Below are 19702 nucleotides of genomic sequence, written 5' to 3' on the forward strand. Positions count from 1 at the left end.
TTCACCTCACCGGTGTGAAGTCCCGCGCTCCGATGAACGCGGGCCGTCGTGCCGGGGCTGCGAAGGGTTCCTCCGCCGTGTTCTCCACGCTGTTGAAGACGATGAAGACGTTGCTGCGCGGGTAGGGCGTGATGTTGTCGCCGGAGCCGTGCATGGCGTTGCAGTCGAACCAGGTCGCCGAGCCGGCCCTGCCGGTGAACAGCCTGATGCCGTGCTCGCCCGCCATCCTGGTCAGCGCCTCGTCGGACGGCGTGCCCACGTCCTGCATCCGCAGCGACCTCTTGTAGTGGTCCTTCGGCGTCCTGCCCGCGCAGCCCAGGAAGGTCTTGTGCGAGCCGGGCATGATCATCAGACTTCCGTTGGTGTCGTGGTTGTCGGTGAGCGCGATCGACACCGACACGGTCCGCATGCGCGGCAGGCCGTCCTCCGCGTGCCAGGTCTCGAAGTCCGAGTGCCAGTAGAAGCCGCTCGCCCCGAAGCCGGGCTTCACGTTGACGCGGGACTGGTGGACGTACACGTCCGAGCCGAGGATCTGGCGGGCCGCTCCCACCACACGCTCGTCGCGCACGAGCGAGGCGAACACCTCGCTGATCCGGTGCACCTCGAAGACCGAGCGGATGTCCTGCGACGTGGGCTCGACGACGGCGCGCTCGTCGGCGCGGACCGCCGGGTCCCGGATCAGTCCGTCCAGTTCGGTCCGGTAGAGGGTCACCTCGTCCGGGTCCAGCAGTGCGTCCACGGTCGTGAAACCGGTGTGCTCAAAGCCCGGCAGCTCGCCCTGCCGGAGGGGACCCGGCGTGTCGGGCGTGGACCACACCACGGGATCCCGGCGCGGCACCATGGCCTCGGTCCTGCCACGGGTGGGGTACAGGTCGGTGGTCCGACGGGGGTTGGACAGAGTCGTCATGGCGTCCTCACGTCTCCTCGGTCTGGATGCCCGCGGTCTCGGGTTCCGTCAGCTCCCGGTCTCCTGCCGGGCAATCGGTTCCGGGGGAGGGTAGGCGCCGTTCCGGTCGTGGTCCTCCAGACCCGTCACGGGCGGGTTGAAGACGCACACGCAGCGGAAGTCGGTCTTGGGCCGCAGGGTGTGCCGCTCGTGCCCGTCCAGCAGGTACATCGTTCCCGGCGTGATCCAGTGCCTCTCGCCCGTCTCCTCATCGGTCAGTTCGGCCTCGCCCTCGACGCAGAGCACGGCCTCGACGTGGTGGGCGTACCACATCGTGGTCTCCGTCCCGGCGTACAGCGTCGTCTCGTGCAAGGAGAAGCCGACCTGCTCCCTGGCCAGCACGATGCGCTTGCTCTCCCAGGTGCCGGAGGCACCCACGACGTGCCGGTCGGTGCCCTCGATCTCCTTGAAGGAACGCACGATCACGGTGGTGTCACCTTTCTCCCGCGGGCGGGACCGATCGCCTGTGCGGCCCGTAGCGCTGCGCGCGCTCAGCGGCAGGAGCCCGCGGCGAAGGCTCGGTCTCCTGCACCGCGCGGGCGAACAGCGCGACTCCTTCCTCCAGTTCCTCGTCGCTGATGGTCAGCGGCGGGAACAGTTTCGCGACTTCGCCGTCGGCGCCCGACGTCTCCAGGAGCAGCCCCAGTTCGAAGGCGCGGGCGCAGACGAGGGAGGCGCGTGAGGTGTCGGCGAACTCCACACCCCACGCCAGGCCCCGGCCGCGCACACCGGGGGCGTGGGCCGGCCCGTCGTCGGCGACGGTGTCCAGGGCCTGCCTGATCTCCTCGCCGCGGGCCAGGGTCTGCTTCTCCAGCCCGCCGTCGCGCCAGTACTCCTCCAGCGCGGCGGTGGCCGTCACGAAGGCCGGGTTGAAGCCGCGGAAGGTGCCGTTGTGCTCCCCCGGCTCCCAGACGTCCAGTTCGGGACGGAACAGGGTCAGCGCCATCGGCAGTCCGTACCCGCTGATGGACTTCGACAGCGTGACGATGTCCGGCGTGATGCCGGACTCCTCGAAGGAGAAGAACGCACCGGTGCGGCCGCAGCCCATCTGGATGTCGTCGACGATCAGCAGCATGTCGCTGCGCCGGCACAGTTCGGCGAGCTCACGCAGCCACCCGGCCCGCGCCACGTTGATCCCGCCCTCGCCCTGCACCGCCTCCACGATCACGGCCGCGGGGGTGTCCAGGCCGGAACCCCTGCCCTCCAGCAGCCGCTCGAGCCACAAGAAGCCGGACGTCCGGTCGTCCAGGGGGTCGTCGAAGGGCATGGGGGTGGCGTGCACCAGTGGAATGCCCGCGCCCGCCCGTTTGAAGGCATTGCCGGTGACGGCGAGGGAGCCCAATGACATGCCGTGGAAGGAATTGGTGAAGAAGACGACGGGTTCCCGGCCCTTCACCTTGCGGGCCAGCTTCAGGGCCGCCTCGACGGCATTGGTGCCGGCGGGACCCGGGAACATCACCTTGTACGGCAGCTCGCGCGGCTCCAGCACGATTTCCCGGAAGGTCTCGAGGAAAGTCCTCTTGGCGACCGTCGACATGTCGAGGGCGTGAGCGACGCCATCCTTCTCGAGGTAGTCGAGAAGTGCCCGTTTGAGGACCGGGTTGTTGTGCCCGTAGTTCAGTGCGCCCGCACCGGCGAAGAAATCCAGGTACGGTCGGCCGTTCTCGTCGTGCAGTCGGCTTCCGTTGGCGCGGTCGAATACCGCGGGCCAGCTGCGGGAATAACTGCGCACCTCGGACTCGAGCGTCTCGAAGACGTTCCGGTCGAAACTTCCAACTGGCATGGGGGCCTGCTCCTCCGGAGAAGAAAGAGAAAGGAAACGGGATGCCGGTTCCGTCGGTCACGCCGACTGTCGGCACAGCGGGCCGATGCGGTACAGGAACTCGTCCTCGTGGGCCTCGGGAAAAAGCTCCGAGGGGAACAGCATGTCCCTTCCGAGCGGTGCCGCATGCCGCTCGGCGAACGACCGGAACAGCCTGTCCGACGCGGTGTTGTCCGGACTGATGGTCGTCTCCAGATACCGGAGGGCGCCGACGGCCGCCAACCGGACGGCGAGGTGGTCCAGCATGGCGCTGGCGATGCCGTGCCCCCGCTGCTCCCGATCCACGGCGATCTGCCAGACGACGAGGGTGTCGGGCTGCTCGGGACGGTGGAACCCCGTGACGAATCCGACCGGATCTCCACCGCTCCGCAGAGCCACCGCGGACGTACGGGCGAATTCCCTGAACCACAGCAGATAACTGTAGGAGGAGTTCACGTCGAGCACCCCGGAATCGCGGGCGATGCGCCACGCCGCGGACCCGTTCTCGACCGTAGGGGCTGTCATGACCAGTGTGCCCATGAAACACACCTCGCTCTCCCCGCGCGAACCGAACCGCGCGGTTGAGTGCGCCCGGATTGACCCGCGTGTCTTCCGTGTCTGCCGGGATTACCCGCTCCGACGGGGGTGTGCCCCGTGAGGAGCGCATCCGTCTCGGCTGTCCGCATGAGAACGCAGGTCGAACACTTCCGACTCGATGCTACGCCCGTGAGGCTGTGGAAGGCCAGGCGGGCCGGCCTGTTTGAATGCGAAAAGGAGGGAAATTCCCTCGCTGGTAGCGGGGAAACCAGAACCGCGCGGATTGTTCCACGAGTGATTTCCGTGGAGGGCGACGGAATTTTATCAATCGGATCCCGGCCCGGCGAACCGGTACGGCTCCGACTCGGGGCGGGGAGGCCCGTCACCGGGCCGGCCGGCCCACCCCGGGCCGAGCGTCGAGGCCGGCCGACCTGCCCGGTCGGCCGGCGCCGGCCGCACCGGGGGCTGGTGATCGTCGGTCGGCGGGCGTGCGGACGCCCGTGAGAACGCCGCCGCGAGGGCGGAAGGCGTGCGGGCCGTGTCCGGTGAAGGCGACGGTGCCGGTGTCGTCGACGGCCGCGGGCGCGTGCACGGCAGAGGGGTGAGCGTGCCGCCTCAGTGCCGTTTGCGCCGCACCGCGACGGCCGCGAGCGCGGCGACGAGGACCCCGGCCAGGCCGGTGAGCACCTTCCTGACCACGGCGGGGCTGCCGAGGCCGAGGGCGTCGCGCACGCGGTCGTAGACGCTGAGCGGCACGCCGAGGAGCGCGTTGCCGGGGGGACGCCGCGGGACGACGGGGTGGGGGTGCGTGGGGGCGGTCTGCCGTACCGCCTCCCAGGCGGTGCCGAGTCCTCGCAGCCGAGGGGGGTCCACCGCCTCCTGCAGCCGGGGCAGGAGAAGGTCCTCCTCGTCCCTGATGTCCTGCCGTATCAGCTCGAAGGCCCGCCGCACCTTGTCCTCGCGCTCGGGGTCGCCGGGAGGAAGACGTTCGATGTCCGCCACGAGATCGTTGATCTGCTGGTGCTCCTCCTCGACCCGGGCGGTCAGTTCCTCGCCGTCCGGCACCGAGCGCCGTACGGCCGGCCACAGCACGGTCTCCTCCGCGAAGGCGTGGCTGAAGACCAGCTGGACGACCTGCTTCAGGACCTGTTCGCGCCGGGGGCCGTCGTCGAGGGCCCGGTACTGGTCCATCAGCCGGTCCATCTCCACGTGCTCGCGGCGCTGCCGCGCCAGGACGCTGCTGCGGCCCCCCAGCTGCTCGACGGTCTGGTCCTTGATGGTCCTCGGCATGGATCGCTCCCGTTCGTGCGCCGGAGAGGAGACCGGTGTCACACCCGTGCGGTCTTTCGGGTCTCTCTGGTCGGTCCGGGTACCCCGGCACGGCCCGGCACACCGCAGAACGGCGTTCACCGGACGCGGCAGGACCGGACGCGGCCACCACGGGCGACGGCATCAGGCGGTTCAGCGCACACGCGCCTCCCGTCCCCGGCCGTGCGGAGTTTGCGGCGAACCGGTCGCGGCACTCGGATGCACCCGACAACGCGCGCCTCCGTGGAGGTGGTCATCGCCGTGAGGGGTGTCAGGCAGGTCATCGCGAGCCGGATCACGGCATCGGGCGGAACAGGGGACGGCCGATGACGACCATCGGGGTGGAAGAGGAGTACCTGCTGGCCGATCCCGTGCTGGGTCTTCCGGTGCCGCAGGCGGAGAAGGTGCGCGTGTCGGCGGGCCTGACGGATCTCGTGGGCGGTCAGGAGGTGCAGTTCGAGCTGCTGCAGGCGCAGCTGGAGGTGGCCACCCCGGTGTGCGTCGGTCTGGAGGAGGTCGGAGGACACCTGCTGCGCCTGCGGCATGCCCTCGGGACGGCCGCCGAGGCGCACGGCTGCCGGATCGCGGCCTGCGCGACACCGCCGCTGCGCGACGTGTGTCCGGTGGCCGTCACCGACCGGTCCCGTTACCGGACCATGCTCGCGCAGGCTCCCCAGCTGGTGGCGGAGCAGCTGGTCAACGGCATGCACGTGCACGTCTCGGTGCCCGGTCGTGAGGCGGGCGTGCAGGTCCTGAACCGGCTGCGGGCGTGGTTGCCGACGCTGACGGCGATGTCGGCGAACTCCCCGCTGTGGGACGGCCACGACACCGGTTTCGCCAGCTGGCGCACCGTGATCTTCAGCCGCTGGCCCGTCGCCGGGCTGCCGCCGTACTTCCACGACGCCGCGGACTATGACCGGCGCGTGCGCCGGCTGCTCGAATGCGGTCTGATCGCGGACACCGGGCAGCTGTACTGGCAGGCCCGCCTCTCGGAGCGGTATCCCACCGTGGAGGTGCGGTGTCCGGACGTCCAGCTGCGCGTGGACGACGCGGTCATGCTCACCGGGGTCGTCCGGGCACTCGTGGAGACCGCTCTGGGGGAAGCAGCCGCGGGAGCGCCCGTACCGGACTGCGCTCCCGAACTGCTGCAGGCCGGCATGTGGCACGCGGCCCGCCATGGCCTGAGCGACTCCCTGATCGACCCCGGAGGCCGACGGCGCCGCGCGGATGACGTGGTGGGCCGGCTCCTGCGGTACGTCGCCCCGGCCCTCGACGTCTCCGGCGACACCGACGAGGTGACGGCTCTGGTCCACCGGCTCCTGCGACACGGCACCGGCGCGGACCGGCAGCGCGCCGCCCTCGCCGCAGGGGGCCTGCGCGCGGTCATCGATCTGATCACCAACGACAGCACCGTGCCGTGACCCGTGGGAAGAGAGCGAAGACGACGCCAGACCGACGGGGTGCTGTCGGAGCACCGCCGCGCGTCCGTCCGAAGCGGGCACGAGTGTCCCGTTCCGCCCGCACGGGTGACCCCGGTCGGTCCGTCCCGGTGTCCGGCGGACCTTCTTCCTGCCGGGCGAGCAGGCGCCAGGGCCCCGATCGTGGACGACGAGTCGGTGTTCGTCGTGCCGGAGCCGTAGGGGATCTGCTCGGACACGGGCGGCAACCGATCACGGGTTTCTCGTCGGTGCTGGGGCATGTACGGCTGCCGGGGGGTACTTGGGAGTTCCGTCGCCCTCCCGGCCGCGCGGAAACCCTCCTGCGGACAGAGGGGCCGGCTTCCCATCGAGGCACCGGACCCCGGCCCGGAGTGCACGGCCCTCGGCAGGAACGGAGACGATCATGCCAGGCACATGGCTGACCGGTGAGCATCCCGGAGCGAGGACCCGCGCGGATGACCCGGGACTGCGGCAGTGGCGGGCGGTCCTGCTCGGGCTCACGGGCCCGGACGGCTCCGGCTCTTCCGGCGGGGGGTCCCTGGACGAGCTGGAGAGCCTGGCCGCGACCGACGGCATCGGTGTGGCGGACCGGATGGTGCAGGTGCGCGACCGTCCGGACCCGGCGACGTACTTCGGCTCGGGCAAGGTGCGCGAACTCGCGGAGCTGGTCGAGACCCGGCACGCGGATGTGGTGATCGCCGACGGCGAGCTGACTCCGGCGCAGGTGCGCGGCCTGGAGGACGGCACCGGGGTACGGGTGGTGGACCGCACCGGGCTGATCCTGGACATCTTCGCCGAGCACGCCCGCAGCTCCGAGGGCAAGGCACAGGTGGAGCTGGCACAGCTCGCCTACGAGCTGCCGCGGCTGCGCGGCCACGGCCGCGAGATGTCGCGCATCGGCGGCGGCCGGATGGCCGGCGGCGCGGGTGTCGGAGTCCGCGGACGCGGCGAGATGCGGCTGGAGATCCAGCGCCGCCATCTGCGCCGGCGCATGCGGACCCTGCGCGAGCAGGTGCGGCGCACCGCCCGCCGACGGGAGGTGACGCGGCGGCGCCGGACCCGTGACCGCGTCCCCTCCGTGGCGATCACCGGTTACACCAATGCCGGGAAATCAGCTCTGCTGAACCGGCTGGCGGGAGCGGACGCCGAGGTCGCCGACGTCCTGTTCGCCACCCTCGACCCACTCGTGCGCCAGGTCCGCACCCCCGACGGGCTGACGTACACCCTCACCGACACCGTCGGTTTCGTCCGCCGCCTCCCCCACCAGCTGGTCGACGCCTTCCGCTCGACGCTGGAGGAGGTCACGCAGGCGGACCTGGCCCTGCACGTCGTCGACGCCTCCTCCCCGCAGGCCACGGAGCACATCGCCACCGTCCGCGGGGTCCTGAGGGACATCGGCGCGCAGGGCGTGCCGGAACTGCTGGTGCTGAACAAGGCCGACCGCGCGGAGCCCGAGCACATGGCCGTGCTGCGGCGCGACCACCCCGGCGCAGTCGTCGTGTCCGCCCGCACGGGCGAGGGGCTGGACGACCTCCGCGGCGCCCTGCGCGACCGGCTGGAGGCGCCGTCCCCGTATCCCCGGACCGGCAGGCCCGCCGAGACCGAAGGAAGCTCCTGATGCAGGAACCCGAACCCGCCGTCCACGACTACCTGCACGGCCGCGCCGACACGCTGCTGGACGACCTGGCGGCCTGGGTCCGCATCCCGTCCGTGTCCGCCGATCCCGCCCACGAGCGGGACGTGATGCGGTCGGCCCGCTGGCTGCAGGCCCATCTGCTGGAGACCGGCTTCCCCGACGTGGAGGAGTGGGACACCGACGGCCTGCAGACCGTGTTCGCCCACTGGCCGGCCGAGGATCCCGACGCGCCGACGGTGCTGGTCTACAGCCATCACGACGTCCGTGCCGTCAAGGACCAGGAGTGGCAGGAGGTGGCCCCCTTCGCGCCGGCCCTGCGGCAGGGACGGATGTACGGGCGCGGCACCTCGGACGCCAAGGGGCAGGTGCTGACCCACATCTGGGCCCTGCGCGCCCATCTGGAGGCCACCGGCCGCACCGCCCCCGCGGTCACCCTCAAGTACCTGATCGAAGGGGAGGAGGAGGTCGGCTCACCGCACCTGGCCGACCTGGTGCACGAGCACGCCGACCGGCTCGCGGCCGACGTGGTCGTCGTCTCCGACACCATGCTCTGGTCCCTGGAGGAGGCCGCGGTCTGCACCGGTGTGCGCGGCTCGGTCAACGCCCACCTGGAGGTGCGCGGACCGCGCCGGGACGTGCACAGCGGCGTCGTCGCCGGGGCCGCCCCCAATCCCCTGACCGAGATCTGCCGCCTGGCCGGCCGGCTCCACGACGACCGGGAGCGGATCACCCTGCCCGGCTTCTACGACACGGTCGCGGAACCGTCCGCCGAGGAACGCCGGGGCATGGCCGCGATCGCCTTCGAGACGGACGAGTGGCTGGAGCGCACCCGCAGCCGCAGCGTGCAGGGCGAGGCCGGCCACAGCGTCCTGGAACGCGTGTGGACCCGCCCCGCCGCCGAGGTCGTCACCCTGCTCGGCGGCGACCCCGACGATCCCGCCCGCGGCGTCATCCCGGCGGTCGCCTCCGCCGACATCACCCTGCGCCTGGTACCCGACCAGAGCGCCGAGCAGGTCATGAAGCAACTGCGGCACTGGGTGGCCGAACAGATCAGGGACGGCTTCGAACACGAACTGACCACCTCCACCACCAACCAGGACCCCTACGTCACACCCGCCGACCACCCGGCCCTGTCCGCGCTCGAAGACGCCATGAGCCGGACCCTGCAACGCCCGGCGCTGCGCATCCGCAACGGCGGCGGAGCCCCCGCCGCCCTCCTCGCCGAGACACTCGGTGCCACCGCGCTGTTCCACGGCACCGGCCTGCCCGAGGACCACTGGCACGACTCCGACGAGAAGACCGAGGTGCAGGCACTGCTCCAGGGTGCGGAAACACTCGCCTACCTGCTCGAGGACCTCCCCGGCCGCCTGCGCACCTGAACGGCGACGGACACGTGGCCGGTGGTCCCGTCGCCGTCCCCGGCCTCTTCCGTCTCCGGCCGCAGGAGCAGGCGGGGCGCGGAAAGCACTCCATCGGCGGCGGGCTGATGCCGGACCGTGGCCTCACCCCCGCGCATCGACCGGCTCCCTCTTCGTCCCGCCCGCTGGTGCGGCGGGTCCTTACCGGGCCTGCCGCCCGAAGAGCACACCGCGCGGTCCGGGCGGGGGCGGCGTGCCCGGACGCAGCGGCCAGGCGATCAGCATGCCGGTGACGAAGCCGACGACGTGCGCCGCGTAGGCCACGGTCCCGGCGTCGGCGACGCCCCCGCCGGACGAGTACACCGCCTGCAGCACGAACCACAGGCCCAGCACGGTCCAGGCCGGCAGGCGCAGCGGCAGGAAGATCAGGAACGGCACCAGCACCCACACGCGTGCCTTCGGGTACAGCACCAGATAGGCGCCCAGCACCCCCGCGATGGCCCCGGAGGCGCCGATCAGCGGGGCGCCGGAGTCGGCGTTGAGCAGCGCGAACCCGTACGCGGCCGCGTAGCCGCAGACGAGGTAGAACAGCAGGAACCGCACGTGCCCCATCCGGTCCTCGACGTTGTTGCCGAAGATCCACAGGAAGAGCAGGTTGCCCAGCAGGTGCAGCCAACCGCCGTGCAGGAACATCGACGTCAGGACGCTCAGCTCCGGGACCTTGTCGTAGCCCGGCGGCCCCACCACGCACCCCGGCCCCTGCGGTCCCACCCCGGTCCCACCGGTGGGCACCAGGCGGGGCATCCGGTGGTGGATCAGCTCCTGCGGCACCACCGCGTACCGCTCCAGGAACGCCTGGAGGCCGCACAGCTGCGCGAGACCGCCCTCGCCCGTCAGCGAACCGGAGACACCGGGGGTGAGGAACACGAAGACGGTGAGGTTGGCGGCGAGCAGCGCGTACGTCACCCAGGGGGTGCGCCGCGCGGGGTTCACGTCATGGACGGGGATGACCACGTCCCCCAGGTGCCCGGGCGGCGGCCGGTGAATCCGCGGCGGCGCTGAACACCGCCGTCCGGCCGTGCGTATCTCCCGTCAACCGCCCGCGGCGCGGGGAAGGGGCCGCGGGGCCGACGTGAGGAACAGGCGATGAACGACCGAGTGACCCCCGTGATGCACGCGCTGCCCGACGGCGAGGCCGAGCTCACGCTCGTGGTGCGCCTGCCCTGGGAGGACATCGCCCGGCTGGGCCAGGAGGCGGGGCGGCTCGCCTCCCAGATGCAGCGGCCGGTCACGCTGGACGAGGCGGTGAGCCACCGCCTGCGCAGGGCCGCCGCGCACGCCCGGCCGGCGGGGGAGCAGCCGCCGGCCGTGGCGCCCGCGGCGCCGGCGTCGGTGTCGTCCCTGCCGGCCCGCCCCCCGGCCGAGCAGGCGCGCCAGGCGATCGACCGGATCAACGGGACGGCGTAGCCGCACGCCGGCCCCGGTTCACCCGGCGTCCCGGACCTTCGCCGCCGCCTTGCGGGCCGCCACCAGGACCGGGTCCCAGACCGGGGAGAAGGGCGGCGCGTAACCCAGGTCCAGGGCCGTCATCTGCTCCACCGTCATGCCGGCCGTGAGGGCGACCGCGGCGATGTCGACCCGCTTGCCCGCGCCCTCGCGGCCGACGATCTGGACGCCGAGGAGGCGGCCGGTGCGCACCTCGGCGAGCATCTTCACCGTCATGGGGGAGGCGTTCGGGTAGTAGCCCGCGCGGCTCGTCGACTCGACGGTGACGGCCTCGAACCGCAGGCCCACGCGGCGGGCGTCCTTCTCGCGCAGGCCGGTGCGCGCGATCTCCAGGTCGCACACCTTGCTGACCGCCGTGCCGACCACGCCGGGGAAGGTGGCGTAACCGCCGCCGACGTTGGCGCCGATGACCTGGCCGTGCTTGTTGGCGTGCGTGCCGAGGGGGATGTGCCGCTGCTGCCCGGAGACCAGGTCGAGCACCTCCACGCAGTCGCCGCCGGCCCACACGTCCTGCTGCCCGCGCACCCGCATCGACCGGTCGGTCAGCAGCCCGCCGTGCTCGCCCAGGGGGAGTCCCGCCGCCCGCGCGAGGGCCGTCTCGGGCCGCACCCCGATGCCGAGCACGACGACGTCCGCCGGGAACTCGGCGTCCTCGGTGACGACCGCCCGCACCCGGCCGTCGTCCCCCACGCGCAGCCCGGTGACCTCGGTGCCGTTGACCATGGTGATGCCCATGCCCTCCATGGCCCTGTGCACCAGGCGCCCCATGTCGGGGTCGAGGGTGGACATGGGCTCCTCGCCGCGGTTGACGACCGTCACCTCGTAACCGCGGTTGATCAACGCCTCGGCCATCTCCACGCCGATGTAACCCGCCCCGACGACCACCGCGCGCCCACCACGCGTGCGTGCCAGCGTGTCGAGCAGCGCCTGCCCGTCGTCCAGGGTCTGCACGCCGTGCACCCCGGCGGCGTCCATGCCGGGCAGCCCCGGACGGATCGGCCGCGCGCCGGTCGCGATCACCAGCTTGTCGTACGACGTCCAGGACTCGGCGCCGGAATCCACGTCACGCGCGCGGACGCGCCCCCGGCCGAGGTCGAGCTCCGTCACCTCGGTGCGCAGCCGCAGGTCGATGTCCCGCGCGCGGTGCTCCTCGGGCGTGCGGGCGATCAGCCGGTCCCGTTCGGGGACGTCGCCGCCCACCCAGTACGGGATGCCGCACGCCGAGTAGGAGGTGAAGTGGCCGCGCTCGAACGCCACGATCTCCAGCTCGTCCGGACCCTTCAGCCGACGGGCCTGTGACGCCGCGGACATCCCCGCGGCGTCACCGCCGATCACGACCAGGCGTTCCCTCGCACCCCGCGCATCGCTCATGCTCATGCGAACACGCTACGGGGGCGGGGCATTTCGAGCCCGCCCGAGAGCCCGTCAGGCGTTCCCGTCCCCCTCCGTGCCGTCGGGCGCCCGCCCGGGTGCGGGCCGCGCCGCCGGCAGCGGGCCCAGGGCGCTCGTCGCGGGGGCCCGCTCCGGCCGGCGCGGCAGCCGGGGACGCACGGCCTTCAGCCACAGCAGGACGAGCAGGACGCCCACCGCCGCGAACGGCAGCACCGCGCCGATCGCCACCGCCAGCCAGCGCAGCATCGTCACGAACGCGTCCCAGCCGCCCGCGAGCGCGTCCACGAAGCCGGGGTCGTCGTCCTTCGCGGCCTTCTCCACCGGCGTCTCGGACAGGGACAGGGTGACGGTGGCCAGGCTCGTACGGTCCTCCAGCGACTCCTGACGGGCGAGCAGGGCCTCCAGATCGGCCTGACGGGTGCTCAGTTCCCCTTCCAGGGTCACCACGTCGCTGAGCCTGGTCGCCTGGTCCATCAGTTCGCGGATCCGGGCCACGCTGGCGCGCTGCGACCTGATCCGGCTCTCCACGTCGACCACCTGGTCGGTGACGTCCTGCGCCTTCGCGCGGCGTTCGAGGAGTTCGCCCGCGCCCTCCAGGTCGGCGAGGACCTCCTCGTACCGCGCGACGGGCACGCGCAGCACCACGCGCGTGTGCTCGTGGCCCTCCTCGTCCCGGGTGGTGGTCTCGTCGCCGACGTAGCCGCCCGCGTTCTCCGCGGTGGCGCGGGCCTCGTCCAGGGCCTTCGGGGCGTCCTTCACCCGCACGGTCAGCGAGGCGGTGCGGATGACGTGCTGCGCGGGGGCCTTCGGCGGCGTGGTCGCCCGCGGCGCCCCGTCCGCGCCGGAACCGGGCGCGCCCTGCTTCGCGCCCTCCGGCGCCGCCGCCTGCGCGTCCTCCTGGGACGCGGCCTTGCCGTCGGCGGCCGCGGAGCCGCCGGAGGCGTCGTCCGCGCCGCTGCACCCGGCGACCGCGAGGGCCGCGGACAGCAGGACCACGGCCAGGGCGTGGGCCGGTCGTACGGATCGTCGTGTGCGCATCTGGGTCTTCCCCCCGGGATCGTGACGACTGATGCTCCTACGACGCCGAAGGGGCGGGGGACGTTGGCGCGGAACGGTTCCGATGCGGTCACGGTAGGGACTCGGCGGGGACGGGACGGGGACCGGTCGGGGCCGGACGGCCCTGGTGGGACCGCCGGAGGCGTCTGAGAGGGTGGAGTCATGAGCGGATCACATACGGGCGCCGGCCGGCGGGTCGTCGTCGTCGGAGCCGGTGTCGCCGGGCTGGCCGCCGCGCACCGGGCGCTGGAGCGCGGGGCGCGGGTGACGGTGCTGGAGGCCTCGGACCGGGTCGGCGGCAAGCTGCTGCCCGGCGAGATCGCGGGCGTGCGGGTGGACCTCGGCGCGGAGTCGATGCTGGCCCGCCGCCCCGAGGCGGTGGCCCTCGCCCGCGAGGTGGGCCTCGCCGACCGCCTCCGGCCCCCGGCCACCGCGACGGCCTCGCTGTGGACCCGCGGTGCCCTGCGCCCCATGCCCAAGGGCCACGTCATGGGCGTGCCCGGCACCGCCGACGCCCTCGCCGGCGTGCTGTCCGACGAGGGGCTCGCCCGGATCGGGCGCGACGCCGACCTGCCGCGCACCGAGGTCGGCGACGACGTGGCAGTCGGCGAGTACGTGGCGGCCCGCATGGGCCGCGAGGTCGTCGACCGCCTCGTGGAACCCCTGCTGGGCGGGGTGTACGCGGGCGACGCGTACCGCATCTCGATGCGCTCGGCGGTCCCGCAGCTCTTCGAGGCCGCCCGCACCCACACCTCCCTGACCGAGGGGGTCCGCGAGATCCAGGCCCGGTCCGCCGCCTCCCCGCAGACCGGTCCCGTGTTCATGGGCGTCGAGGGCGGGGTGGGCACCCTCCCGCTCGCCGTCGCCGAGTCGGTCCGGGCACGCGGCGCGGAGATCCTCACCGGCACGCCGGTCACCGGGCTGCGCCGGACCCCCGAGGGCGGCTGGCGGGTCGTCGCCGGGGACCGGACCCTGTCCGCCGACGCGGTCGTCGTCGCCGTCCCCGCCCCGGCCGCCGCCGGCCTCCTGCGCGCCGAGGCCCCCCGGGCCGCCGCCGAACTGGCCGGGGTCGAGTACGCCTCCATGGCGCTGATCACCCTCGCCTACCGCCGCGCGGAGACCGGCCTGCCCGAGGGCAGCGGATTCCTGGTGCCGCCGGTCGACGGCCGCACGATCAAGGCGGCCACCTTCGCCTCGAACAAGTGGGGCTGGATCGCCGACGAGGACCCCGGCCTGGTCGTCCTGCGCACCTCCGTCGGCCGCCACGGCGAGACCGAGGTCCTCCGCCGCGACGACGCCGACCTCGTGGAGGTCTCCCGGCACGACCTGAAGGCGGCCACCGGCCTGGACGCCGCCCCCGTCGCCACCCGCGTCACCCGCTGGGACGACGGCCTGCCCCAGTACCCCGTCGGCCACCACGCGCGCGTGGCCCGCGTCCGCGAGCACCTCGCGGGCCTCGCGGGGCTGGCCGTGTGCGGCGCGGCCTACGACGGCGTCGGCATCCCCGCGTGCGTCGCGAGCGCGTACGCGGCCGTCGACCAGATCCACGGTGACCCGCACGGTGTGCAGGAGCTCACCGCCCACCCGGTGCAAAGCCTTCACGGAGGAGCAGGAGAATAAGGGACATGAGTGACGACGCCACCACCCCCGCCCCCGACCGGATCCCGAACAAGGGCAAGCTGGCCAAGGACCTCAACGAGGTCATCCGCTACACCCTCTGGTCCGTCTTCAGGCTGAAGGACGTGCTGCCCGAGGACCGCGCCGGGTACGCCGACGAGGTCCAGGAGCTGTTCGACCAGCTCGCCGCCAAGGACGTCGTGATCCGCGGCACCTACGACCTGTCGGGCCTGCGCGCGGACGCCGACCTCATGATCTGGTGGCACGCCGAGACCGCCGACCAGCTCCAGGAGGCGTACAACCTCTTCCGCCGCACCAGGCTGGGCCGCGCGCTGGAGCCGGTCTGGTCGAACATGGCGCTGCACCGGCCCGCCGAGTTCAACCGCTCGCACATCCCGGCGTTCCTCGCCGACGAGACGCCCCGCGACTACGTGAGCGTCTACCCCTTCGTGCGCTCCTACGACTGGTACCTGCTGCCCGACGAGGACCGCCGCCGCATGCTCGCCGACCACGGCAAGATGGCCCGCGGCTACCCCGACGTGCGCGCCAACACGGTCGCCTCCTTCTCCCTCGGCGACTACGAGTGGATCCTCGCCTTCGAGGCCGACGAGCTGCACCGCATCGTCGACCTCATGCGCCACCTGCGCGGCTCGGAGGCCCGGATGCACGTCCGCGAGGAGGTCCCGTTCTTCACGGGCCGCCGCAAGGACGTCGCGGAACTGGTCGCCGGCCTGGCCTGATCAGGCGGCCGGGCGGGCGGCGGGCCGGGTGGTGGGCACCTTCCGGGCGGACCCGCCCGCCGGCTCCGGCTCCGGGCGCGGTGCGCAGGACGCGCGCCGTCCCGGCACCCGCCCCTCGAGCAGATACGCCTCCAGGTGTCCGTTCACGCAGGCGTTCGGCCCGCCCGCGACGCCGTGGGTGCCGGCGTCCCGCTCGGTCACCAGCACCGAACCCGCCAGCCGGCGGCGCAGCTCCAGGGCACCGTCGTACGGAGTGGCCGCGTCCCGCTCGGCCGCCAGGATCAGCGTCGGCGGCAGCTCACCGCGCCCGGCGCGCACGTCCAGCGGCCGCTGCCGGGGCGCCCGCCAGGAGGCACAGGGCAGATTGGTCCACACGTTGCTCCAGGTCTCGAAGGGCGCCCGGCGCGCGAGCCGGGTGTTGTCCCGGTCCCACACCGCCCAGTCCGTCGGCCAGGGCGCGTCGTTGCACTCCACGGCGAGGTAGACCGCCCGCGCGTTCTCCTCCTCCGCCGCCGCCTCCGGGTACGCCCGGGCCTGCTCGACCAGCGGCCGGGGGTCGCCCCCCAGGTACGCCGACAGGGCGTGCGCGCGCTGCGGCCAGAGGTCGTCGTAGTACCCGGCCTGCAGGAACGCCGCCTGCAGCTCCCCCGGCCCCACCTTCCCGCCGGCCGGCTCCTCCGCCAGCCGCGTCCGCGCCCGCTCGTAGCCGCGCTGCACCTCGCCCGGCGTGTCGCCCAGCCCGTACACGTCGTCGTGCCGGGCGACCCACGCCCGGAAGTCCGCCCAGCGGTCCTCGAACGCGGCCGACTGGTCGAGGTTGTTGCGGTACCAGATCTGCTCCGGGTCCGGGTTCACCGCCGAGTCGAACACCATCCGCCGCACGTGGGAGGGGAACATCGTGGCGTACAGCGCCCCGATGTACGTGCCGTAGGACGAGCCCAGGTACGTCAGCCGGTTCTCGCCGAGCGCGGCGCGCAGCACGTCCAGGTCGCGGGCGTTGTTGAGCGAGTGGTAGTGCCGCAGCGCGTCGCCGGTCCGCTCGGCGCAGCCGCGCGCGTACGCCTCGGCCCGCGCGACGCGCTCCCGCTTGTACGCCTTCGAGGGGTGGACCGGTGCCTTCGTGGGTCCCTCGGCGAAGACCTCCGGGTCCGTGCAGGACAGCGGCGCGGAACGGCCCACCCCGCGCGGGGCGTAGCCGACGAGGTCGTAGGCCGCCGCGACGCGCTTCCACTCCGGGAGCACGCCGAGGAGCGGGAAGGCCATGCCGCTCGCGCCGGGCCCGCCCGGGTTGTAGACCAGGGCGCCCTGCCGGGGCACCTCGCGCCTGCCGCCGGCGGGGTCCTTCCCGGTGGCCCGGACCCGGCTGACGGTGAGTTCGATCCGCTTGCCGTCCGGGCGGGCGTAGTCGAGCGGGACGCCGACCGTGCCGCACTGGACGGTGGCCGGCAGGTCCTCCGCGTCCGGGCACGCGCCGAACTCGACGCCCTCACGCGCGGCGCGCGCGGCGGCCACCGCGGTGCCGCGCAGCTCGGCCGCGCCGGGGGCGGTGGCCGAGGCGGCGGGAGCGGCCTCCCCGGCCGCTGAGGGAGCGCTGCCGGCCGGGGCGGCGGCCAGGGTGGTGAGCAGCAAGGATCCGGCGGCCACGTGGACGGCGGCGGTTCTCATCGCGTATCCCTTCGGTGCACGGTGGCGACAAAAGGGATGTTTCGTTCGATGGTTGGCCGAGGCAAGCACCGTTCGCGGGTGTCGCCGTCAGTACTCCCGTTCGCCCCCGGAACGGCTGCCGTGCTCACGGTGCGCGAAGGCCGCGCGCAGGTCCGGCTCGCCGACCGCGTGGACGCCGCGCACGGCGACGGAGGTGAGGTACGCGCGGTCGTCGCCGGCGCCCTCGGCCCCGCGGTGCAGGGCCCCCAGCAGCCGCTGGCCGGCGGGGGAGGCCCAGCGCGAGTACGGGTGGACCTCGAACCGGGCTATCGCCAGACAGCTCAGCGCGAGGACGAGCGGCAGGGCGAACCACAGGGCGACCAGGTGGCGCGGCACGTCCGGGGGGACCGGCAGCGCCAGGGCGGCGGCGCCCAGCCCGACCACGGCCAGCGCGGCGAGCCGCACCCGGCGGACCGCGTCGGCGATCGTCGTGCCGGTGTGGCCGTCGGGCACGGCCAGACCCGCGCGGACCAACCGGTCGGCGATCCCGCGCACCGCGTCCGCGGTCGCCGCGGCGGTCCGCACCGGAGCGATGGGGGACTGCCCCTCCGGTCCGATCGCCCCTATGACGGACCGCTCCACGTCGTCCCGCCCGCGCGGGTCGACCACGGTCGCCCAGCCGGTGTGCGCCAGCAGCAGGCGGCGCTGGCGCGCCATGGAGACGAGCGTGACGTCGGCGACCCGCCGGGGGCCGCCGGACAGGAACGCGGCCTCGTACAGGGTCAGGGGCGCCGGACGCGGATCGCGTTCCCCGCCGTCGGTCGCGGCGGCGGGACCGGGATCGGCGGCCGCCGCCCGGACGGCTGCCAGGCACAGCCGTGTGCACGCCGCGCCGGCGACGGCCCAGGCCGGCAGCAGGAGGAGGACCCAGAACATGGGTCGTTTGTAAAGGACACGGTCACGAAAGCACCATGCCCTGTTCAGTATCCGGACGGAGTGTTGTCGGTATGTGACGTTCCGTTTCGGGACGTCCCCGACGTCCCGGCACGCCGGCGCCCGGTGCTCCGGCCGGGCTCACCTCCGCAGCAGCACCCGCCGCGCCGCCCGGGCCAGCCGCACCGTCGGCCGCCGCGACCGGGGCCTCGGACCCGACCGCTCCAGCCACCAGTCCCGCAGCTCGCGCCGCGCCCGCTCCTCTTCCGGCCGCCCGGCCAGCAGCAGGTGCTCGGCGAAGTCCAGCGCGTCCTGCCGGTAGCCCCCGCTCATCGGCTGCCCCTGCGCATACGCGAGGAAGTCGGCCCGGTACTCCCCGCCGAGGATCACCGGCAGCTCGGGCGCGACCTTGGCGACGACGTCCGCCCGCTTCGCGGCGAGCGCCCGCACCTGCACCCCCATCCGCACCCGGTCGAACCCCTCGGGCACGGGCGTCCCGGCGACCAGCGCGGACAGCAGCGCGGTCTGCGCGAGGGCGAGCCGCTGCCGGGAGGGCCCGCAGGACCCCCGTTCCGCCTCCGGCCGGACGGGAGGCGCACCCGCGGCCGCCTCCGCGGCACCCGACCGGGCCTCCTCCTCGGCCCGTCGACCGGCACCCTTCTCCAGGGCGTCCCGGATGGCCCTCAACTCGCCTTCCAGCTCGGCCGGTTCCGGGAAGTTCTCGTCCCGCTCCAGCAGCACGCCGGGAGGGGAGACCCGGGCCGCGAGGTCGGTGAGGACGTCGAGCACGGGGCCGGGGACGGGATGGGCGTGGCTGTCGTGCCACACGCCGTCCCGCTCGACGCCGCCGGCGACGTGGACGTACGCGATGGCCTCCAGGGGCAGTTCGGCGAGCGCCTCGGCCGGGTCCTCGCCGCGGTTGACGTGGTTGGTGTGCAGGTTGGCCACGTCGATGAGGAGCCGCACGCCGGTGCGGTCGGCCAGTTCGTACAGGAACTGACCCTCGGTCATCTCCTCGCCGGGCCAGGAGATCAGCGCGGCGATGTTCTCCACGGCGAGCGGCACGGGCAGCGCGTCCTGGGCGATGCGGACGTTCTCGCACAGCACGTCGAGGGCGTCGCGGGTGCGCGGCACGGGCAGCAGGTGCCCCGCCTCGAGCCGCGGCGAGGCGGTCAGCGCCCCGCCCGCCCGCACGAACGCGATGTGCTCGGTGACCAGCGGCGACCCGAGAGCCGTGGCCCGCTCGGCGAGGGCGGCCAGCCGTCCCTCGTCGGGCCGCTCGGCACCGCCCAGCCCCAGCGAGACCCCGTGCGGCACGACGGTCACCCCGCGCCCGCGCAGCCGCGTCAGCGACTCGGGCAGATGCCCCGGGCAGACGTTCTCGGCCACGACCTCGACCCAGTCGATCCCCGGCATGCCCTCCACGGCACCGGCGATCTCCGGCCGCCACCCGATCCCCGTCCCCAGTCGCACCATCGTCCCCTCCTCCACCCGGCTTCCCCGGTCACCCGGCTTCCCCGGTCACCCGGCTGTTCCGGCCCCCGCCGGACGTCCTCTCCGGACGTGACGGGGGTATGACCCCGCAGCCGGCCCCCGAACCCTGTGGCGGACACCTTCAGAGCAACATTTGAGCTTCGGGACGGGCCGCCCGGGTCCGGTGCCGATGAGTACGTGCGGCCGGTGCCGGCCGTTCATCCCGGCCCCGGGGACCCGGGCCGTCCGCCCGCTCCCGCAGACCGGCCCCCCGGGCCGCGAGACCACGGCCCGCGGCCTCGACGGGGGGACACGA

General features: G+C 73.5%; 16 protein-coding genes and 1 pseudogene. 6 read left to right on the forward strand and 11 right to left on the reverse strand.

Annotated elements, in window-relative coordinates:
- Nucleotide 1: 1 nt before the first annotated feature.
- The 5 genes and pseudogenes from thpD to FHS37_RS13500 all read right to left on the reverse strand — a co-directional run bounded on the left by thpD (nt 2) and on the right by FHS37_RS13500 (nt 4574).
- Nucleotides 2-907, reverse strand: a complete 906-nt coding sequence (thpD, locus tag FHS37_RS13480; RefSeq protein WP_184820646.1) for an ectoine hydroxylase — start codon at nt 905-907, stop codon at nt 2-4.
- 48 nt (nt 908-955) lie between these two features.
- Nucleotides 956-1372, reverse strand: coding sequence for an ectoine synthase (locus FHS37_RS13485; protein ID WP_184820648.1), 417 nt, complete (start codon nt 1370-1372; stop codon nt 956-958).
- A gap of 94 nt (nt 1373-1466) precedes the next feature.
- Nucleotides 1467-2729: pseudogene (gene ectB / locus FHS37_RS13490) on the reverse strand (diaminobutyrate--2-oxoglutarate transaminase); the annotation flags it as partial.
- A gap of 57 nt (nt 2730-2786) precedes the next feature.
- Nucleotides 2787-3287 (reverse strand): diaminobutyrate acetyltransferase, encoded by a 501-nt coding sequence (gene ectA, locus FHS37_RS13495; protein ID WP_184820652.1) that lies wholly within the window; start codon nt 3285-3287, stop codon nt 2787-2789.
- 612 nt (nt 3288-3899) lie between these two features.
- Nucleotides 3900-4574: a hemerythrin domain-containing protein gene (locus FHS37_RS13500; protein ID WP_184820654.1), complete on the reverse strand. Its 675-nt coding sequence runs from the start codon at nt 4572-4574 to the stop codon at nt 3900-3902.
- A gap of 344 nt (nt 4575-4918) precedes the next feature.
- Between FHS37_RS13500 and FHS37_RS13505 the strand changes: the two genes are divergently transcribed.
- From FHS37_RS13505 to FHS37_RS13515, 3 genes are all read left to right on the forward strand, one after another.
- Nucleotides 4919-6013 carry a carboxylate-amine ligase gene (locus FHS37_RS13505; RefSeq protein ID WP_184820656.1) on the forward strand — a complete coding sequence of 365 codons (1095 nt, stop codon included), beginning with the start codon at nt 4919-4921 and terminating at the stop codon, nt 6011-6013.
- 421 nt (nt 6014-6434) lie between these two features.
- Nucleotides 6435-7649: a GTPase HflX gene (gene hflX / locus FHS37_RS13510; RefSeq protein ID WP_184820658.1), complete on the forward strand. Its 1215-nt coding sequence runs from the start codon at nt 6435-6437 to the stop codon at nt 7647-7649.
- Nucleotides 7649-9046: a M20/M25/M40 family metallo-hydrolase gene (locus FHS37_RS13515; protein WP_184820660.1), complete on the forward strand. Its 1398-nt coding sequence runs from the start codon at nt 7649-7651 to the stop codon at nt 9044-9046. Before hflX ends, FHS37_RS13515 begins: the two co-directional genes overlap by 1 nt.
- Before the next feature lie 180 nt (nt 9047-9226).
- Here the strand turns inward: FHS37_RS13515 and FHS37_RS13520 are convergent, their stop codons facing one another.
- Nucleotides 9227-10039 carry a rhomboid family intramembrane serine protease gene (locus tag FHS37_RS13520; RefSeq protein ID WP_184820662.1) on the reverse strand — a complete coding sequence of 271 codons (813 nt, stop codon included), beginning with the start codon at nt 10037-10039 and terminating at the stop codon, nt 9227-9229.
- Nucleotides 10040-10171: 132 nt separating this feature from the next.
- Between FHS37_RS13520 and FHS37_RS13525 the strand changes: the two genes are divergently transcribed.
- Nucleotides 10172-10492 (forward strand): hypothetical protein, encoded by a 321-nt coding sequence (locus FHS37_RS13525; RefSeq protein ID WP_184820664.1) that lies wholly within the window; start codon nt 10172-10174, stop codon nt 10490-10492.
- 18 nt (nt 10493-10510) lie between these two features.
- On the opposite strand, the gene FHS37_RS13530 is transcribed toward FHS37_RS13525, so the two are convergent.
- Complete coding sequence (locus FHS37_RS13530) at nt 10511-11908, reverse strand: FAD-dependent oxidoreductase (protein ID WP_184820666.1); 1398 nt, start codon at nt 11906-11908, stop codon at nt 10511-10513.
- 48 nt (nt 11909-11956) lie between these two features.
- Nucleotides 11957-12961, reverse strand: a complete 1005-nt coding sequence (locus FHS37_RS13535; RefSeq protein ID WP_184820668.1) for a DUF4349 domain-containing protein — start codon at nt 12959-12961, stop codon at nt 11957-11959.
- 180 nt (nt 12962-13141) lie between these two features.
- On the opposite strand from FHS37_RS13535, the gene hemG reads away from it, so the two are divergent.
- Both hemG and hemQ read left to right on the forward strand, forming a co-directional pair.
- A complete protein-coding gene (gene hemG, locus FHS37_RS13540) occupies nt 13142-14599 on the forward strand; it encodes a protoporphyrinogen oxidase (RefSeq protein ID WP_184820671.1) in 1458 nt (485 codons plus the stop codon).
- Between the two features lie 5 nt (nt 14600-14604).
- Nucleotides 14605-15336 (forward strand): hydrogen peroxide-dependent heme synthase, encoded by a 732-nt coding sequence (hemQ, locus tag FHS37_RS13545; protein ID WP_184820674.1) that lies wholly within the window; start codon nt 14605-14607, stop codon nt 15334-15336.
- Here hemQ and FHS37_RS13550 read toward each other — a convergent pair whose 3' ends face one another.
- The 3 genes from FHS37_RS13550 to FHS37_RS13560 all read right to left on the reverse strand — a co-directional run bounded on the left by FHS37_RS13550 (nt 15337) and on the right by FHS37_RS13560 (nt 19389).
- The gene (locus FHS37_RS13550) at nt 15337-17001 is read right to left on the reverse strand and encodes an alpha/beta hydrolase (protein WP_184820676.1); all 1665 of its coding nucleotides are present in this window, start codon (nt 16999-17001) and stop codon (nt 15337-15339) included.
- Between the two features lie 87 nt (nt 17002-17088).
- Complete coding sequence (locus FHS37_RS13555; RefSeq protein ID WP_184820678.1) at nt 17089-17916, reverse strand: TIGR04222 domain-containing membrane protein; 828 nt, start codon at nt 17914-17916, stop codon at nt 17089-17091.
- Nucleotides 17917-18054: 138 nt separating this feature from the next.
- Nucleotides 18055-19389 carry an MbnB/TglH/ChrH family RiPP precursor modification enzyme gene (locus FHS37_RS13560; protein ID WP_184820680.1) on the reverse strand — a complete coding sequence of 445 codons (1335 nt, stop codon included), beginning with the start codon at nt 19387-19389 and terminating at the stop codon, nt 18055-18057.
- Nucleotides 19390-19702 lie beyond the last annotated feature (313 nt).

The sequence above is a fragment of the Streptomyces griseomycini genome, from assembly GCF_014203535.1.
Lineage (GTDB): Bacteria > Actinomycetota > Actinomycetes > Streptomycetales > Streptomycetaceae > Streptomyces > Streptomyces griseomycini.

What these genes read in the sequence shown, in the direction of transcription:
- thpD (WP_184820646.1), bottom strand. Translation starts at nt 907, where the DNA reads ATGACGACTCTGTCCAACCCCCGTCGGACCACCGACCTGTACCCCACC.
- ectA (WP_184820652.1), bottom strand. Translation starts at nt 3,287, where the DNA reads ATGGGCACACTGGTCATGACAGCCCCTACGGTCGAGAACGGGTCCGCG.
- FHS37_RS13500 (WP_184820654.1), bottom strand. Translation starts at nt 4,574, where the DNA reads ATGCCGAGGACCATCAAGGACCAGACCGTCGAGCAGCTGGGGGGCCGC.
- FHS37_RS13505 (WP_184820656.1), top strand. Translation starts at nt 4,919, where the DNA reads ATGACGACCATCGGGGTGGAAGAGGAGTACCTGCTGGCCGATCCCGTG.
- hflX (WP_184820658.1), top strand. Translation starts at nt 6,435, where the DNA reads ATGCCAGGCACATGGCTGACCGGTGAGCATCCCGGAGCGAGGACCCGC.
- FHS37_RS13515 (WP_184820660.1), top strand. Translation starts at nt 7,649, where the DNA reads ATGCAGGAACCCGAACCCGCCGTCCACGACTACCTGCACGGCCGCGCC.
- FHS37_RS13525 (WP_184820664.1), top strand. Translation starts at nt 10,172, where the DNA reads ATGAACGACCGAGTGACCCCCGTGATGCACGCGCTGCCCGACGGCGAG.
- FHS37_RS13530 (WP_184820666.1), bottom strand. Translation starts at nt 11,908, where the DNA reads ATGAGCATGAGCGATGCGCGGGGTGCGAGGGAACGCCTGGTCGTGATC.
- FHS37_RS13535 (WP_184820668.1), bottom strand. Translation starts at nt 12,961, where the DNA reads ATGCGCACACGACGATCCGTACGACCGGCCCACGCCCTGGCCGTGGTC.
- hemG (WP_184820671.1), top strand. Translation starts at nt 13,142, where the DNA reads ATGAGCGGATCACATACGGGCGCCGGCCGGCGGGTCGTCGTCGTCGGA.
- hemQ (WP_184820674.1), top strand. Translation starts at nt 14,605, where the DNA reads ATGAGTGACGACGCCACCACCCCCGCCCCCGACCGGATCCCGAACAAG.
- FHS37_RS13550 (WP_184820676.1), bottom strand. Translation starts at nt 17,001, where the DNA reads ATGAGAACCGCCGCCGTCCACGTGGCCGCCGGATCCTTGCTGCTCACC.
- FHS37_RS13555 (WP_184820678.1), bottom strand. Translation starts at nt 17,916, where the DNA reads ATGTTCTGGGTCCTCCTCCTGCTGCCGGCCTGGGCCGTCGCCGGCGCG.
- FHS37_RS13560 (WP_184820680.1), bottom strand. Translation starts at nt 19,389, where the DNA reads ATGGTGCGACTGGGGACGGGGATCGGGTGGCGGCCGGAGATCGCCGGT.